Origin of the sequence: Hyphomonas johnsonii MHS-2, from assembly GCF_000685275.1 — a bacterium.
Classification (GTDB): Bacteria; Pseudomonadota; Alphaproteobacteria; order Caulobacterales; family Hyphomonadaceae; genus Hyphomonas; species Hyphomonas johnsonii.
Genome location: NZ_ARYK01000001.1, coordinates 96,930 through 113,111, shown reverse-complemented (window position 1 = coordinate 113,111; position 16,182 = coordinate 96,930). Strand labels below are relative to the sequence as shown.

Below are 16,182 nucleotides of genomic sequence, written 5' to 3'. Positions count from 1 at the left end.
GGCGCTTTCGTTAGGGGTGAAACAATCACCCGATTCGCATGAGTATTTTCTGGAGAACATTATATAGGGGTAAGGCAGTAGTTCTTCTCTAAATCTACAGACTTATCAACAGAAAGGGTGTTAAGGTGGCCGCTTCTGCACGCCACAAGCGTTCAAATATTGAAAAATGTATGAGCTACCTTTGGTTTATAGTGCAGCCTTCTAAATACAATACTTGTGGGGTTGCCTTTGATGGACATTGGTGAAATTCGAAATGCACACATAGCTATGCATGGACTGACAAAGGCCGATGCGGCCTATACCTTTTATCACGACGAAACAAACAACATCAAAAAGCTCCGCCTTGGACTTCAGGGCCTAAACGTTGCAGAGCTCGCCGTCTTCGTTTTAGGAGGTGTAGTCCATGACAGCGGACCACGCCCGCTTGATATTCAGCCATTGCGTGATGCAATGCGCATCCAGAAGAGTGCGGATGAAATCAAACTCAAGCATGTTGCCAAGGGTGAGTTTTTGGACCTACTCAAGTCCGACAAGCTGACCATGTTTCTGCAATGGGTCACCGATAATGGCCTAATGGTCCACTATCATGCACTTGACCCGCTATATTGGTCACTTGTCGATATCATAGACTCGATCCTTTACAGACTGGGTCAACCACGCCTGACTGAACTACACATCGTGCTAAAGGCTGACCTGACCACGCTGCTACGAGCAAACCTCCCTGCAACAATAAACATTCTCTATAAGTATCACTATCCAGATGTTGCGCCGGAGAATCGAAAGCAGTTTCTCGAAGAGCTCCTCGCTTTGCTGGGGCGTAGCGAAGAAGTTCTACCTGAATTCAACACAATGATGCTCAAAGGCATGCTGCAGGCTGGATGCAACCTTCAGAGCCTCGATTTCATAGAAGGGTTCACACCACATCTCTTGATCGAAAACTTCACCATCTTCTATCTGACGCGTATCGCTGTGTTTAAAAATTCCAACCACATCCTCGATATGGAGGATTCCATTCGGGATGAAATGAAGACGATAAAGCCTTCATCCAATGGACAACCATTGCAAAACTACAGATTTGCGGATTCCAAGTCCGAGGAAGGGATTCAGATTTCCGACATCATGGTCGGTTTAATTGGAAAGATGCATACCTATTTTGCGCAGACCACTCATGACAACATCACTGCAGACAGGAGCGCGCTGAGCGGGACGAGCTTGCAGAATACGGAACTATTACGCGCTCTAATCAATACCTCACACAAGGTCAATATTGCATTCCTCAACCACGTCGCCAGCATAAATGATGTGGACAAGATGAACCTGTTTCTTCGACTCTCAGAAAATCGGTCGATCTAGCTCTCCCACACCTCGGCTCAGGTACTAAACTGAAATTGACCGTACGCACTAGGTTCTGATTGGTATTTCGATACTCGGCCTTATCGGTTCAAGGCGGGTAGCATATTTACGCACAACTTGGTCATATAAGTCGTCTATACTTTTAGCTCTGACCGAAATAATCATTGAATACGGCAATGAAACATCCGGCCTAAAATCGCGCCCTTCTAGGCGTGAGTTGTAGTGGATATCGAAGCACGGGTTTTTCAATGATTTGCCCATATACGTGTGACTGTCGTGCAAGCAGTTTTCCCACTTCCATGCATCACGACGCTGCTCATCTTCAAACAAGCCAGCACTGTTCTTACCGAAAAACGACTTCGTGTCAGGATGCAGCTGGCCCGCTCTTGAGAACTTCTGATCATGTGGACGAAAAGAAACGTCTAGTCCTGCTTGAGTGTAATTTCCAGGATGATGCGGGTCTGTACGAGACTTGTAACAAATCGTTGCTGTAATGGCGACCTTGCCTGATATCAGTCCATCCGGCATCGGCACAAACACGCGCTGATACTTCGCAGGCGAAATTGAGCCCTGATAGACAATCCTCACTGTATCGTCGTCGCAGATCACTATATCATCTAAGGATTGTGGAATTCTTCCCCATCCAACTTCCTTTCGATCATGCTCATCACATTCCGCGCCATGAACCAGAAGCGCCCTCGCCGATAAAGGGCTAATGTTAGTCTCAAAATGGGCGAGAATTCCTGCTGCCGCTCTCAATGCACTTGGAGTAGCAAAAGATGTTCCCCCTGTTGACTCTAGAGAAGGTGTGGAACTGATACCAAGAGTTAGGAAGGGGCGATCCAAAGCCCCGCCAAAATCGACCAAATCTGGCTTCACTATGCCAGGGCTTCGCCCCGGTCCAACTGAACTGTAACTTGCACGCTTCCATGAACTTTCACGACTGTCACATGCCCCAATAGCAAGCGCATTTATACAGTCTGAAGGAACCTGTACGCGGTTTAGTCCTAAATCAGCGTCGCCCTCACCGTCATTGCCAACCGCAATACCCGCAAGCGTATCTGATTTACCAAACCGATCATCCAATACAGCGGTCCAAGCGTGAACTTCATCATCTTCGATAGGAACCGATGGGCCTAAGCTTAAGTTTACTAAGTCATATTCTTCGGCGCTAAGAACAGCATCTATTCTCTCAAGGACTTCGTAAAGCTCGTGTGGATCTGCGCCTGGCTCTGCATCAAGAACGCGATAGTGATCGACATAGCAATACGGACGCGGAAGATCCGCACCTGGCGTAATATGGCCAAATAGAAAGGCTGAAGTGACTCCAACCCCGTGCGAGACAAACTCTGCATGTTCATCTCCCAGCCCTGAAGTTTCAATGGGCGTGGCCCAGTGCGTCAAAGGATGGTCGTCAGGAATTCCGCCGTCAAAAATAGCGGCCTTAATGTTCAAATTAACCGGAGGATCAGCCGGAAGCACAGGCGCGGGCGCTGGAATGCTTGCTGATTTCACCGGAGGGCGCAACATTCGCAATCTTGGCATTTGACGCACAGCCCGCAAGGCGCTGAATTTTGCGATATCTAGAATCTGTTCGGCGGGGGCGTCCAGCTCGATAAAGCCTAAACCTCCGGCATAAAAACGCTTTTGAAGCGATGGCTCCAACTCCAAACTCTGGAGGTATGCTCTGAGTTCCGGAAGAACGATTTGTTCCCCGAATAATTCATCCGCATGAAGAACTATTTCGAATACGCCTTTACCAGATCTCGGCAGAGTGCCTTTGATCTTACTTTTTGGCGTCGGAGCAGAAATCTCTTCAATTCTTAGTAACTCCTGAGCCTCTTGTGAGGCCGGATCCATGCTTGCAATACTATCGTTCCATCGCTGAAAGGCCTCACGCTTGCCCATCACAAATAGCTCAGTGGTGAGCTTTTCTTCTGGCGCCCTCTCGCGCGATCGCTTTTCAGGAGTAATTTTTTTCTGCTTGCTACCCACAGCTTCCACGCCAAGTGACCTTAGCAGCGCAGATGGGAAGTACGATTTTGCGAGATACTCAGGATTGATTGTTAGGGAGGCTATCGCCTTGTTCTCGGGGCAGGCTACTGCTGGTAAGTCCATTATGGTCGTCACAGTCGAAGCAAGCATAGGGGACAATCGCGCCACGGCCTCATCAAAGGTATACGGATGATCCTTGGGACCGCCACCGCCTTTTACGACGACATCCTCAGTAAGCCTTTCCCCTTTTCCCAATAAAAAATTGCGTTTTGTCATTGAGCGCCCTCGCTGTTCTGACGATCATGCATATGTGCTCGAATTGTGTCTCTGGCGACCCCTGTTAATTCGTGCGCAGAACGCTGGGTCATGAGCTTGCTGTGCACCAGCTCTGTTGCGAGGCTTATGAGCTCGCCCTTATCCAAACCTTCACTCTTAACAACTGAGAGAAGATGCTTGTGCAAATCGCCTCCGTTGAGAGCTGCTCCACGCCTCGCGTTTTTCAACGCTCGCTCTACGTCGCTAAAAGAGCTTTTTTTAAAGCTTAAAGATAGAATTCGTGACCACAACTTTGCATCGACGGACTCTTCAGATAGCTGCGCCATCACAAAGTTCTGGATGGCCTCACTGTTCGGAAGAGAGAACTCAACCCGCTCGTCAAACCTTCTCCAAATCGCGGGGTCCAATAGTTCGGCATGATTTGTGGCCGCTAGCAGTAGGCCTGTTGCAGGCCAATCATCAATCTCCTGAATTAGCACGGTGACAAGACGCTTGAGCTCTCCCACTTCACTATTATCGTCTCGGCGTTTGGCAATGGCGTCCAACTCATCAAGCAGAAGTACGCAATCTACACTCTTGGCAAAGTCCAGAACCTGACGGAGATTGCCCCCTGTCCTGCCGAGATAGCTACTCATCACGGCAGCCAGATCTAATATGATAAGTGGGCGTTTTAGCTGTATTGCCAACCATCGGGCAGTAAGCGTCTTGCCGACACCGGGTGGTCCCGTGAAAATGACAGTGCGCGTAGGTTCTACGCCCGCCTTTAGAAGTGCCTCAATACGATGTCGCTCTGCAACCACACGATCAAGAACCGTCCGGATTTTTTCAGAGTAAACTGGCTCGTGACTCAGTTCTGGATTATCTTCAACTCGGATCAAATGCAGTCTTGAGTCTGCATCAACAGGCAGTGAAAGACTTGCCTGCTTGCGAAGCGGTGAGGAACGTGTAGGCGACTCGCGGAGCAATTCCATTAACTTGTCAGTGAGGCCTGGGAGTTGGTCCCGATGCCTCTTAATCGCTCGCTGAAGCAAAACCTGGACATCTTGAGTTCGTCCGGTGAGGGCCACACGCGCCAAGTCGGAAAAGTCTTTTTGAAGCTTGTTTTCTGGACTGCTCATTCAATGTCTTTCTCTTAAAGAATCATCATAATCGAATGCGGAAGAAAATTCCATTATTTTTATAAATTCTTCCAAATGATATTTTTTTAAATATTTTACAACGACTTACACTGGAAGAACAATGCGCCATCTCCGGTACTTCCTTACAGGCCGGGCTCTCGTGAACCAAGCCCGCTAGCGGGCTTGGTCATCCGGCTTCGATCCCTTGCGTTAAGGCTTAGGGCTCCGCCCTCACCGCGCTTCGCAAAAGATAGACGGTCTCCCGAGGCTCGCAGCATAGCTGCTGCGCCCGCCGTCGATTTTTCACTCCGCTTGGACACCCGCTGTTCGCCACGAGGCAGGGTTGCATGTGCAACCCATACCCTACGGGAGATCAGTAAAATGGAAGACCAAACGAGTGAAATCAGAATATATGTCGCCTGCTTAGCGGCGTACAATAACGGCATCCTGCACGGGCGTTGGATCAACGCCGATCAAGATGCTTGGCAAATCTGGGACGAGGTCTCAACGATGCTGAAAGCCTCGCCGATTGAAGAGACGGAAGAGTGGTCAATTCACGACTATGAAGGCTTTGAAGGCGCCTCTATCAGCGAATGGGAAAGCTTTGAGCGTGTCTCAGAGATTGCCGCCTTTATTTCAGAGCATGGCGAGCTTGGCGGCAAGCTGATCGAGTATTTCGGCAGCCTCAAAGATGCGCAAGACGCAATCAGTGATCAGTATGCGGGAGAGTATCGCTCCACCGCCGACTTCGTGCAGGAGACAACCGAACAAGGCACCGATATCCCCGAAAGCCTCCAATATTACATCGATTGGAGCGCAATGGCGCGGGACTGGGAAATCAATGACATCATGACCATCGAGACAGGCTTTGAGGCCGTCCATGTGTTCTGGAGGGCTTAAAGATGACCGCCCGACAATTCACCACATCCGAAGCTTACGAACATGAAGGCTACTGCCCAGGCCACCCATGGTATTATTTTCTCGGCGGGCGGCCACGCCGTCCACGGGAAATTCTCGAAGTAACCCGCCAGAACGGCTATCAGGGCCATGCCCGCGAAGACATCAAAGCCGCTGACGGGATGGCAGAGCCTAAACGCTCGGGAACCTTGCGGGCTATGCGTGACAAGTTCAAAGCCGATCTAGCCAGAGACATCAGCCGATACCGTGAATGCGTCAGGCAGCTTCGCAAAACAGATTGGAAAATTCCTGACGGGTCAGAGGTTGTGTCCAGCGGCGACATCCACACGGCGTTGAGCCTGAAGCACAATCACATGGTCAACAACTTCGCTCACCTGATACTGCTCGATGAACTGCTGGCGAAGCAGGCAGACCTATTTGACTTTTAGCCGCTGCGTCGCACCCGCTCAGACATCATGGGACGGGTCTCGATCCCGCGCTGGACGGCGCGCCGCCGATGCGCGGCGGCGTTCTTTGAAGGCCTCTCTTTGTTCGTCGCGCGTCGGCTCCGCTCGCTTCTCGAATTCAGCGCGCTCCTTTGAAATCTCGCGATGCTGCACCACCAGTTTATCGCGCTTTTCGACCTCGCGCCGCTGAAAGAACGTCCTTTGCTCGCGTTGCCGTTGAATGAGTGCTTTCTTTTCCGCCTCGTCGCGCGCTTTGGCTTGCAAGGCTTCTGCCTCGTTCTCGCGTTTGATCCGTGCATTCTCACCGTTCAGCCATGACCATGCGCGCTTCAACACGCCGTTCGGAAACTTGGCCTGCCGCTCGCGCGCTTCATTGATGCTGCGTTCTTGAATGCGCTTGAGTGCTTCGGCGCGCTCAGAGCGCTGCCGCTCGATAAACGTCTGCTTTCGGGCGGTGCGCTCAGCCAGTCGTTCAGCGTTACGAACTCTCAACTCGTTGGCGAAGCCACTCATTTTTTCGGCCATCTCCCGAGCATATTGCGATTGGACGGCCTGAATGTCAGGAAGGTCTTTTTCTGAACCTAGTCGCTCACGCACGGCCTTGGTTTTCACGCCAACCCAGCGCGGGACACTCATCACTTCCCCTTCGTGATCGACCACAACAAAGCCGCGCCGATCCCCGCGTGCAAGCTTAAAGCCCTTATCCTGTAGTGCGTGTTCGAAGGCGGCGCGCGTGTCGCTCATCGCCCAGGCCGCTTGGATATCGGCCTTGATCTCATCGGCATGGCGACCAATGCGCTTAGCCTGTTGATATTGTTCAAGCGTGTAGTTGAGGGGATTGCGCTCTTGAGAATTGATCAGGCCGCGCGGAACATCCCATCCGTGCTCAATGAAGAGGTCGCGGCTGACATCGCGCATCTTGAGTCGATTGAATGGCATGGGGATAGCGCGCATCTGCTCAGCATTGATGCGGCTCCACACCACATGACAATGCCGATCCCTATGCTCGCCTTTTTCATGAAAAACGATCACGCGCGGCTGGCCTGATAGCCCGAGAGCCTCTTCAGCCTTGGCAATCGCCTGCTCAAAGTCCTTCGCGCTGGCATTGGCATCTTTTGGCGGCGAGAGGCTGAGAGAAAAAAGCGGCTTCTGGCACCGCGTGCCTTTCGCCAATGCTTCAACTTCCAGAAACGCACCCCGCACGTCATCGGACATGAAGCCCGATACGTCATGCACCTGAACATGCTCGTTTTCATCTGTGCGCATCAGGTGGACAGCAAGCTCACTTCCACCGCCTCTGGCATTGCCATGCAGGATCATGGCGAGCGGCCCTGCAAGCCAAGCGCAGCCATGATATCCTGCCGAAGAGACTTCAACTCTGCGCAAGTTTCGTGAAGCTCTTCGATCAAATCTGGTGTGAGAGGCAGCGCGCCGATATTGGCCGCTTTGGCGATCTGATTAAGGTTCTGGGATATCCGCGATTGCCCCAATGCCCCCAGAACCTTGCCGAGAACCTCACGATCCACCTGCCGCGCACGGGAGCGGTATTGCGGCCCCGTGAATAGCCGCGACTTGATGTAAGCGCCCAAAGGTTGGCCATCGGCGTTGGCTTTGAGTTCGGCTCGTTCTTGTTCGCTCAGGCGAAGCGAAAATGGCGCGGTCCTTTTAGGAATTGGAATACGCGCTGCGATCTCCTCATAGCTCGCCGCTTTCGAGAATGTCACATAGGTTTTGGGTCCGCCGGGTCGTCTCATAGTCCCAGCTCCTCAAGTTCTTGCTTGAAGGGCTCAAGTTGTGTTTCAATGAGAGCTAGTTCGTCGAAAAGAGTGTTTAAGTCCACTCCGTCCGGCGGCACCAGCCATCCATCAGCATCTACAGCAGATCGCGCCGTGTCACAGGCCGCTTTGCCATGCCCGTCACATGCACGGCCACGCCAGGACGCCCGACGCGCGGGCAATCCCCGGGCAATCAGGTCCCTGCGCGGGCCCCGGCAGCGGCCCGATACACGCCAGCCCACCCCAAGCCAGGAAGACGCCAGACGGGCGCCCCGCGACAGGCAGCCACACCACAAAACCAATTTCACTCTAGTGTTGAATTTCGTGCGCACGTATAAATTCAACCTGAATGAGATTTTGAGTCCATGCACAACACGAGACTTGGCGTACTCGCCATCATGAAAAACGAGGCGATGAACATCACGGAATGGCTGGACCACTATGTCTGGCTGGGCTGCGACAGCATCTTCCTGATCGACAACGGTTCGACCGACGACACGATCGCGCGCGTGGAGGCCCACCCTTTCCGGGACCGCATCGAACTTGTCGCCCGGTCCGAGCCGCACAACCAGGTGGGCCACTATCGCGAAGTCTACGCCACGCTGGACATTGGCAGTCAGGTCGACTGGCTCATCATGGCCGACCTCGACGAGTTCTGGTTCGTCAAGGACGGGTCCAGCCTGAAGGCCCTGCTGGACAAGCAGATGCAGGCCGTCGACCTGATCTACACCAACTGGACGGTGTTCGGCTCGAGCGGCCACGATGAGCATCCAGAGAGCCTGCGGCGCGATCTTCTCTCCTGCCGGCCGAATCTGGCTGCACATGAAAACACCAAGTGGATCGCGCGCACGGCCGCCCTGAATGCCGACTGGATGTACACTCACAAGGTGCGCGACCTCGACAGCCGCCGCATCATATCCAACAATGTGGAGCTCCAGCTGAACCACTATATCACGCAGAGCCGGGAATACTGGCGCACTGTGAAGATGGTGCGCGGCGATGCCTCCAAAGCGGAAAATGACGGCGTCAGGACGTGGGACTATTTTGATCGCAACGACGCGGCCTGCACAGCGCAGGACACACGGCTGAGCAGCCTCGTGGGTGAAGCGCAAGGCGCATCTCTGTCACTTCGCGCTTCAGCATGATCGTGTCGGCCGCTTTTGCCGGCGTCCCGAGGAAGCCTATTTCACCCTGGTGTTGATACTCCAAAACCGCACAGACTCAACCTGAACAAGAGGCAGGGTTGCAGCCACCCGCGTCGCTGGCTGCCCCCACAATGAAAAACGTCCCTATGCCAGGGCACCGGGACGCTTGGTGATTCAGGCTGGTCCGTCCGGACCGGCGCATGTGCCTACATGTTGCACTTGGTGGTCAGGAAGCGATCGATCTGGTCCAGGATGTCGCCCTTCGCCTCGGGCAGCCACTTGTTCCCCTGGTGCCCCATCTGCTTGTACACGATGAACTCGCTGTCGGGCTGCTTGTCCTTGATCGCGTTGTAGAAATCGCGGCTGTGGAAGATCGGCACGCGCACGTCATAGTCACCATGATAGATCAGGATCGGGATGTTCACCTTGTCGGTGTTCTGCATCGGATCCATGCCTTTGACCGTGTCGCCCTGGACGATGCGCTGGATGCGATTGTCGCCCCATTCGTTCGACAGCTTGGCCAGGTTGCCGACACCGGCACCGGCGATTGCACACTGGTACGGGCTGTTCGGGCGAACCGACGCGGCAATCGCCGCAAACCCGCCATAGGAATAGCCGTGGATGGCAATCTTGTCGGCATCGACATAGCCCTGCGAAACCAGCCAGGCAGCGCCATCGTCCTTGTCGTCCTGCATTTTCTGGCCCCACTCGCCGTCACCGGCCAGCCAGAGCGCACGTCCCCAACCGGAGCTGCCGCGATACTGGGGCTGCATGATGATATAGCCGCGGCTGGCGAAAAACTGTGTCCAGCCCGATGAATCGAAATCGGCATAATCACGCGCCCACGGGCCGCCGTGCGGCACGATGATGGCGCCCTTCGCCTTGTCGCCTTCCTTGTAGCCGGCCGGATAGGTGATGATCGCCGGAATCTTCATGCCATCGCGGGCGGTGTAATAGACGAAGTCGCCCTTGCCGAGGGAGTCCTCGTCGATCCACGGACGCTGTGAACCGATGACGGCCACTTTCGCCTTGTCGACCAGCAGGTAATAGGCTGGCGGCGAATTGGGGGCCGAGACCTGGAACAGGACGCGGTTGCGGTCTGCCGTGTAGTCGGTCAGCGAGACATGCTTGCCCGGGAAGGCCGCGTCGAGCCCCTCCTGGATGCCCTTCAATTCGGGATCAAGCCAGTAAGCGGTGCTTGTCGGGCCATCATAGGTGAAGCCGATCAGGTCCCCAAAGTCTTGCGCGCGCCGCGAGAAGATCAGGCTCGAAATATCGAATTCGGGATGGGCCAGCACGGCCGTATCGCTGAACGTGTTCGCTTCCGCATCGTAGAGGTAGACTGCGGTCTTGTCCGAGAACTTGTCGGTAATCACGAAATACTTGCCGGTCCCATTCTGGCGTTCGACGACATTCATTGTGTACCGATTGGCGATCTCGGTCGTCAGCGCGTTTGCACGATTGAACTTGCCACTGGCATCGGGAAGGCTGATGTATTGCCGCCAGGCGCCGCCCTCATATTCCAGTTCCGTGCGGGCAACCGGCATGCCGTCCCTGTCGGAAATCTGGATCGCCTGCGTGTCGCTGGCCTTGTAGAGGAATTTTTCACGGCCATTGGACAGGTCGTGCGTAAAGAAGCTGGTGCCGTTCTTGGTCGACGCGCGCGAAATCACGATCTTGGACGGGTCCAGGGGCAGGAGTGACTCAGTTTGGGTTTGGCCCGTGAGTTCGAAGCAACGCAACGTGTCCTTGTTGGCACCGATCTCGGCCCGGCCATTGGGCAGGTCGTCGATCTTCGTGATCTTCTCATTCCCCATATAGGCTTTCACAAGATACTTTTTCGTCGCGCCCGTGTCGCGGCCTTCGCCGCAGCCATACAGCGCGCCGATATAGGGCTGGACCGTGTACCAGATTGACTTTTTGTCCTTCAGCGCCGCTGCGGCGTAGAATGTTGTTTTCCCGCTATTTGGCGTGATCGCCGCCGGCACGAGCGGCTTGGTCGTGTCGATCTTGCCGGAAAGGTCCCAATAGGCTGCAGCGGTTGTCTCGCCATCCTGCGACGGATCAGCAATGACCCCCACGAGCATGTCACCCTCGAGCGACATGGAAACACTTGAAACACTGGGATATTTGGAAAAATCTTCGCTTGAAAGAGGCTTGGCTTGCGCCATTAACGCGCTGGCCAAAAGTGTGGTGCAACCCACCGCAACGAGGCGTTTCAACATCTAAGTCCCTCCAAAGTTAACTATCTCCAGTATTTTCCGGGCCGGTGGGCGTCAAGCCTCGCGCGCACTTTGAGGATGGGGATTTTTTAGTGAATTCAATTTCTTGGGGATATCGCGTCGGGCAAAATGTTGCTCAAAAATCACACACGCCGGTGGAAATGTCCGCCATATTAAGATTCTGTCATAAAGGCTTGTCAGGAGCGGCGCGACCGGCTCAACGTATCCTATCTCGAACGCATTACTGCGAGCAGTCGGCGTGCGATACGAGCCAATATGTGAATTCTTGAGGTAAAACAGGTAGGGGTATAACCAATGATTAGACGACCCATTCGTCGTTCTGTCCTCAGTGGCGTTGCTATCAGCGCGCTGGTTCTCTCGGGCGCAGCAAACGCGCAAGAAGCAGATCCAGCCAGCACTGAAGACGACACTGTCATTTCAACCGTCGCGGAAGTCCCGACAGAAGCTGAATCGCGCCAGGACAAGATTGTTGTCACCGGTTCGCTTCTTGCACGCGACAACTTCGCTTCAGCATCGCCAATCCAGGTCATCACGGCCGAAGTCGCAACGCTGGAAGGTCTCGTTGACACGGCTGCGCTTCTGCAGGGTTCGTCGCTCGCTTCGGGCTCGACCCAGCTGAACAACACGTTCCAGAACTTCGTCACGAACGGCGGCATCGGCGCACAGACCATCGACCTTCGCGGGTGTGGTGACACCCGTACGCTGGTCCTGGTTGACGGCAAGCGCCCCGGCCCGGCCGGTACGCGCGGCTCCATCGCCGCCCTCGACCTGAACGTGCTTCCACAGTCGATCATCTCGCGCATCGAAGTCCTGAAGGACGGCGCGTCGACGATCTACGGTTCGGACGCTGTCTGCGGTGTTGTCAACATCATCACCCGTGACACGGTCGACAGCCTTGAGCTGAACGCCCAGATGACGCGTCCGTTCGACAGCGGCGGCGAGCAGTATTCGGTCAGCGGTGCCTACGGCTTCCAGCTTGGCGACTATGCTGATTTCACGATTTCGGCTGAATACCGCATGTCCGAGCAGCTCGACACGAGCGAGCGTGATTACCTCGACTGCCCACGTGACTACGTGCGCGATGTCAACGGTGGCGGTCTGATCGACCGTCTGAACCTCTCGGCAGATGGCCGTCGTCCAACGGACAACTGTAACAACCTCTACTACAACACGGCCATTGACTCGTTCACTGGCCAGCGTCTCGTGCCATCGCCTGACGGCATCACGGGCGCAACGGCGACCGGCGTCAGCATCCCGGGCTATCGCCCGCGCGTCGGCACCGGCTACCTGCCAACTGGCGAAGCCTATTTCGAAGACTACCTGAACGGTGATTTCCTCAACAACCGGGACTTCATCCCGCGCAACGAGAACATCTCCCTCTTCGCTACGGCTGACGTCGACCTGGGCGGCATGGCCTGGGATACGGAACTGCTGTACAGCCGTCGCGAAACCAATGTCGAAGGCTGGCGTCAGTTCTTCCCGGTTGTCGGTTCTGCTACGAACGCAGCTGGCAACAGCCCGAACTACGGCTACATCAGCGACCCGACCTACTCGAACTCGGTCGACGGCCTTGTCCAGATCGTTGCCCCGTTCCCAACGACCGACGACATCGAGCTTGACTACTACTACGCAAGCACGTCGCTTTCCGGCGGCTTCTCACCGGGCGTCATGGATTCCTGGTCGTGGAAAGTCGACGGCAGCTACTCGCGCGGCGAAGGCAGCTACGGCGGCAGCGAGATCCTGCTCTCCAAGTCGGGCGACTGGAACTATGACGGCGTTGCCGACATCGATGGTGACGGCAATCCCGACACGATCGCACCACCGAGCATCGACTTCCTGAGCCCCGGCATCCTGTCCGGCGCAAATGTCAGCGATCTCGTTGCGGCGATTGGTGGGTACCAGACCGGTAACACGATCTACGAACAAACGACGTTCACAGGCGTTCTCGCCGGTGAATTGATGGAACTGCCTGCTGGTGCACTCGGCGTCGGTTTCGGTGCTGAGTATCGTGAATTCTCGATCGACGACCAGCCGGGTGTCCTCACCCAGGGTGGCGACATCTGGGGTTCCTCGACAGCTGGCCCGACCAAAGGCACGAACAGCGTTTCGGAAGTATTTGCCGAAATCAACGTTCCGCTTCTGAAAGGCGCTCCGCTGGCTGAAGATGTCGAATTCTCGGGCTCCGTCCGTGCATTTGACTACGACATCGGTGGTTCGGGCTCGATCTACAAAGTCGGCCTCAACTGGCAGATCAACCCGGTCCTGCGTGCTCGTTCGAGCTACGGCACGTCCTACCGCGCACCGGCCCTGTTCGAGCTCTTCCTCGAAGACCAGACCGGCTTCCAGAGCCAGACGTCCATTGACCCCTGCGTCAACTGGGCTGACAGCACCAGCCCGAACGTCCGCGCAAACTGCTCGGCTGCGGGTGTTCCGGACAACTACACAGGCACCGGTTCTTCGGCGCTCGTGATCACGTCCGGTGGTGGTGAACTGCTGGAGCCAGAAACCGGTGACACGTTCACAGCCGGTATCATCTGGACACCAACCTTTGCCGACCTGAACATCGCTGTCGATTATTACGAGATCGAGATCGAAGATCAGATCACCAGCCTCTCGGCTGCTCAGATCGTTGGTGGTTGCTACGCAACGACGGTTTACCCGAACGACTTCTGTGACCTGTTCGAACGGAACCCGGGCACGGCAACGATCGGTGCTTACAACCTGGACAACATCCAGGCGCCAACCCTGAACGTTGATTCCCAGTCGCAGAACGGTATCGACCTCGAAGTCCGTTACACGAACGAATTCAACTTCGGCACGCTGATTGTCGACGGCTCCGTCAACTGGGCCTTCGAACGTTACATCAACGTGTTCGGTTCTGACTTCGTGTCCGGAATTGCGGACAACGACTTCAACGGCACGATCGGTTATCCGAGCGTTGTCGGTGACGCATCGATCCGTCTTGATCGCGGTGACTGGACATACACCTGGTTCACCGACTTCATCGGCCGTCAGGATGACAACCGCTACTACAGCGCTGACTACAACGATCCGCAGGCATACTTTGCTCTGACAGGCCTCTACAAGGTCTACACGGAAGCACAGTGGACGCACGGCCTGTCCGTTCGTTGGTCGGGTGATACGTGGACGCTTACGGGCGGCGTGCGTAACATCTTCGACGAGCACCCACCGCAGGTGTCCGACATTGTTCAGCTCAGCGCCGGTAACACACCGCTGAGCGCGACAGGTTACGACGTCCGTGGCCGCCGTGCCTTCGTCAACGTAAGCAAGAAGTTCTAGTCAGACGAACACCAGAATCAGGGGCCGGCGGAACATTGTTCCGCCGGCCTTTTTTTGTCCGGAATGTGAAGGCGCCAGCCGAAACGCGAGTTCAGCCCGGCATTCAGGCCAGCGTCCGGCGCATGGCATCCTGCCAGCCCTTCAGCAGGCCGGCCCGCTCTGCATCTGCCATCAGGGGTTCGAACCGCGTGCCGGCCACCGGCCGCTCGGTCCAGGCCTTCACGCTGATCCAGCCGAGCTGGATCGCCGCCAGGGCCGCCGCCCCCAGGGCCGTCATCTCGCGATAGTCGGGGCGCAGCACCGGCCGGTCGCAAATGTCCGCCAGGAACTGCATCAGCCAGTCATTCGCCACCATGCCGCCATCGACCCGCAATTCCCGAATCTGCGCACCGTCTGCAGCGAATGCCTCCAGCAGGTCCCGCGTCTGGTAGGCTGCCGATTCCAGCCCCGCCCGTACGAGGTGCGCCGCACTCGTCGCCCGTGTGATGCCGCTGATCGTGCCGCGCGCGTCGGCATTCCAGTGCGGCGCGCCCAGCCCGGTAAAGGCCGGCACGATATAGACGCCGCCATTGCCGTCCAGGCCAGCCGCCATGCTTTCGGTATCCTGTGCCGAAGCGACGATTCCGAGATCGTCGCGCAGCCATTTCACCACCGTGCCGGCATTGAAGATCGAGCCTTCCAGCGCCATCGCGGCCCCGCCTGCGGTTTCATAGCCCACCGTGCCAAGCAGTCTGTGCTGCGAATCGGGCCGCACGGCGCCCGTGTTCGCCACCAGGAATGCCCCGGTGCCATAGGTGATCTTGGCCATGCCGGGCTGCAGGCACCCCTGCCCCACCAGCGCCGATTGCTGGTCGCCCGCCGCTGACAGGATCGGCAGCGCCGCACCGAGCAGGTCTGCGTCGCTGGTGCCGAAATCGGCCGCATTCGGCTTCACCTCCGGCAGCATCCCCATCGGCACATCCAGCAGCGCCGCCATCTCCTCGCTCCAGCCGCCATCCGCCCCGATACCCAGCCGGTAGAGCAGCGTGCGCGAGGCATTGGTCACATCGCTGGCATGCACCCGCCCGCCGGTCAGTTTCCAGATCAGGAAGCTCTCGACCGTGCCGAACGCCAGGTCACCCGCCTCGGCCCGCGCCCGCGCGCCATCCACCGAATCAAGGATCCAGCCGATCTTGGTCGCCGAGAAATAGGGGTCCAGCAACAGGCCGGTCTCTGCATGCACCGCCGCTTCATGGCCCGCCGCCTTCAGCGCCTCGCACGCCTTCGCGGTGCGCCGGTCCTGCCACACGATGGCCGGCGCGATCGGCACGCCGGTCGCCCTGTCCCACACCAGCGTCGTTTCGCGCTGGTTGGTGATGCCAATGCCTGCAATTCCGGCAATTCCGCCTGCCGCCGCCACGGCCTCGCGGCACACCGCCAGCGTGCGCGCCCAGATTTCCTCGCCGTCCTGCTGCACCCACCCGTCGGCCGGATAGGACAGCGTCAGGTCCTGCTGCGCCAGGGAAACTTGCGCGAAATCGCGATCGAACACGATGGCCCGCGTCGATGTCGTTCCCTCGTCGATCACCAGCAGCTTGTCCGGTCCCGCCATCCTGTTCCTCCCGCTAAACGTG

11 protein-coding genes are annotated in these 16,182 nt (G+C 56.3%); 5 read left to right on the top strand and 6 right to left on the bottom strand.

Translation table 11 applies throughout. The annotated features are described in order from the left end of the window. The first annotated feature begins 231 nt into the window (after positions 1-231). Complete coding sequence (locus tag HJO_RS00560) at positions 232-1,353, top strand: DUF3800 domain-containing protein (RefSeq protein ID WP_035612469.1); 1,122 nt, start codon at positions 232-234, stop codon at positions 1,351-1,353. Positions 1,354-1,401: 48 nt separating this feature from the next. Here HJO_RS00560 and HJO_RS18030 read toward each other — a convergent pair whose 3' ends face one another. Both HJO_RS18030 and HJO_RS00555 read right to left on the bottom strand, forming a co-directional pair. Beyond that, positions 1,402-3,624 carry a S8 family peptidase gene (locus tag HJO_RS18030; protein ID WP_084141287.1) on the bottom strand — a complete coding sequence of 741 codons (2,223 nt, stop codon included), beginning with the start codon at positions 3,622-3,624 and terminating at the stop codon, positions 1,402-1,404. Further along, positions 3,621-4,742, bottom strand: coding sequence for an AAA family ATPase (locus HJO_RS00555; protein ID WP_035612467.1), 1,122 nt, complete (start codon positions 4,740-4,742; stop codon positions 3,621-3,623). Before HJO_RS00555 ends, HJO_RS18030 begins: the two co-directional genes overlap by 4 nt. A gap of 381 nt (positions 4,743-5,123) precedes the next feature. Between HJO_RS00555 and HJO_RS00550 the strand changes: the two genes are divergently transcribed. After that, on the top strand, positions 5,124-5,642 hold the full coding sequence (locus tag HJO_RS00550; protein WP_035612465.1) for an antirestriction protein ArdA: 519 nt from the start codon (positions 5,124-5,126) through the stop codon (positions 5,640-5,642). Positions 5,643-5,644: 2 nt separating this feature from the next. After that, the gene (locus tag HJO_RS00545) at positions 5,645-6,088 is read left to right on the top strand and encodes a hypothetical protein (RefSeq protein ID WP_035612463.1); all 444 of its coding nucleotides are present in this window, start codon (positions 5,645-5,647) and stop codon (positions 6,086-6,088) included. Between the two features lie 18 nt (positions 6,089-6,106). Here the strand turns inward: HJO_RS00545 and HJO_RS00540 are convergent, their stop codons facing one another. Both HJO_RS00540 and HJO_RS00535 read right to left on the bottom strand, forming a co-directional pair. Then, positions 6,107-7,426 carry a relaxase/mobilization nuclease domain-containing protein gene (locus HJO_RS00540; RefSeq protein WP_035612460.1) on the bottom strand — a complete coding sequence of 440 codons (1,320 nt, stop codon included), beginning with the start codon at positions 7,424-7,426 and terminating at the stop codon, positions 6,107-6,109. Beyond that, on the bottom strand, positions 7,423-7,860 hold the full coding sequence (locus tag HJO_RS00535) for a plasmid mobilization relaxosome protein MobC (RefSeq protein ID WP_051617911.1): 438 nt from the start codon (positions 7,858-7,860) through the stop codon (positions 7,423-7,425). The genes HJO_RS00540 and HJO_RS00535 overlap by 4 nt, the downstream gene beginning before the upstream one ends. Before the next feature lie 386 nt (positions 7,861-8,246). Here HJO_RS00535 and HJO_RS00530 point away from each other — a divergent pair, with 386 nt between their 5' ends. Next, on the top strand, positions 8,247-9,026 hold the full coding sequence (locus HJO_RS00530) for a glycosyltransferase family 2 protein (protein ID WP_035612458.1): 780 nt from the start codon (positions 8,247-8,249) through the stop codon (positions 9,024-9,026). A 206-nt stretch (positions 9,027-9,232) separates the two neighbouring features. Here the strand turns inward: HJO_RS00530 and HJO_RS00525 are convergent, their stop codons facing one another. Next, on the bottom strand, positions 9,233-11,131 hold the full coding sequence (locus tag HJO_RS00525) for an alpha/beta hydrolase family protein (RefSeq protein WP_051617909.1): 1,899 nt from the start codon (positions 11,129-11,131) through the stop codon (positions 9,233-9,235). Positions 11,132-11,563: 432 nt separating this feature from the next. On the opposite strand from HJO_RS00525, the gene HJO_RS00520 reads away from it, so the two are divergent. Next, the gene (locus tag HJO_RS00520) at positions 11,564-14,569 is read left to right on the top strand and encodes a TonB-dependent receptor plug domain-containing protein (protein WP_035612457.1); all 3,006 of its coding nucleotides are present in this window, start codon (positions 11,564-11,566) and stop codon (positions 14,567-14,569) included. 103 nt (positions 14,570-14,672) lie between these two features. Here the strand turns inward: HJO_RS00520 and glpK are convergent, their stop codons facing one another. After that, positions 14,673-16,160, bottom strand: coding sequence for a glycerol kinase GlpK (glpK, locus tag HJO_RS00515; RefSeq protein ID WP_035612454.1), 1,488 nt, complete (start codon positions 16,158-16,160; stop codon positions 14,673-14,675). Positions 16,161-16,182: the final 22 nt, after the last annotated feature.

What these genes read in the sequence shown, in the direction of transcription:
- HJO_RS00530 (WP_035612458.1), top strand. Translation starts at nt 8,247, where the DNA reads ATGCACAACACGAGACTTGGCGTACTCGCCATCATGAAAAACGAGGCG.
- HJO_RS00525 (WP_051617909.1), bottom strand. Translation starts at nt 11,131, where the DNA reads ATGTCGCTCGAGGGTGACATGCTCGTGGGGGTCATTGCTGATCCGTCG.
- HJO_RS00545 (WP_035612463.1), top strand. Translation starts at nt 5,645, where the DNA reads ATGACCGCCCGACAATTCACCACATCCGAAGCTTACGAACATGAAGGC.
- HJO_RS00550 (WP_035612465.1), top strand. Translation starts at nt 5,124, where the DNA reads ATGGAAGACCAAACGAGTGAAATCAGAATATATGTCGCCTGCTTAGCG.
- HJO_RS18030 (WP_084141287.1), bottom strand. Translation starts at nt 3,624, where the DNA reads ATGACAAAACGCAATTTTTTATTGGGAAAAGGGGAAAGGCTTACTGAG.
- HJO_RS00555 (WP_035612467.1), bottom strand. Translation starts at nt 4,742, where the DNA reads ATGAGCAGTCCAGAAAACAAGCTTCAAAAAGACTTTTCCGACTTGGCG.
- HJO_RS00535 (WP_051617911.1), bottom strand. Translation starts at nt 7,860, where the DNA reads ATGAGACGACCCGGCGGACCCAAAACCTATGTGACATTCTCGAAAGCG.
- HJO_RS00560 (WP_035612469.1), top strand. Translation starts at nt 232, where the DNA reads ATGGACATTGGTGAAATTCGAAATGCACACATAGCTATGCATGGACTG.
- HJO_RS00520 (WP_035612457.1), top strand. Translation starts at nt 11,564, where the DNA reads ATGATTAGACGACCCATTCGTCGTTCTGTCCTCAGTGGCGTTGCTATC.
- HJO_RS00540 (WP_035612460.1), bottom strand. Translation starts at nt 7,426, where the DNA reads ATGATCCTGCATGGCAATGCCAGAGGCGGTGGAAGTGAGCTTGCTGTC.
- glpK (WP_035612454.1), bottom strand. Translation starts at nt 16,160, where the DNA reads ATGGCGGGACCGGACAAGCTGCTGGTGATCGACGAGGGAACGACATCG.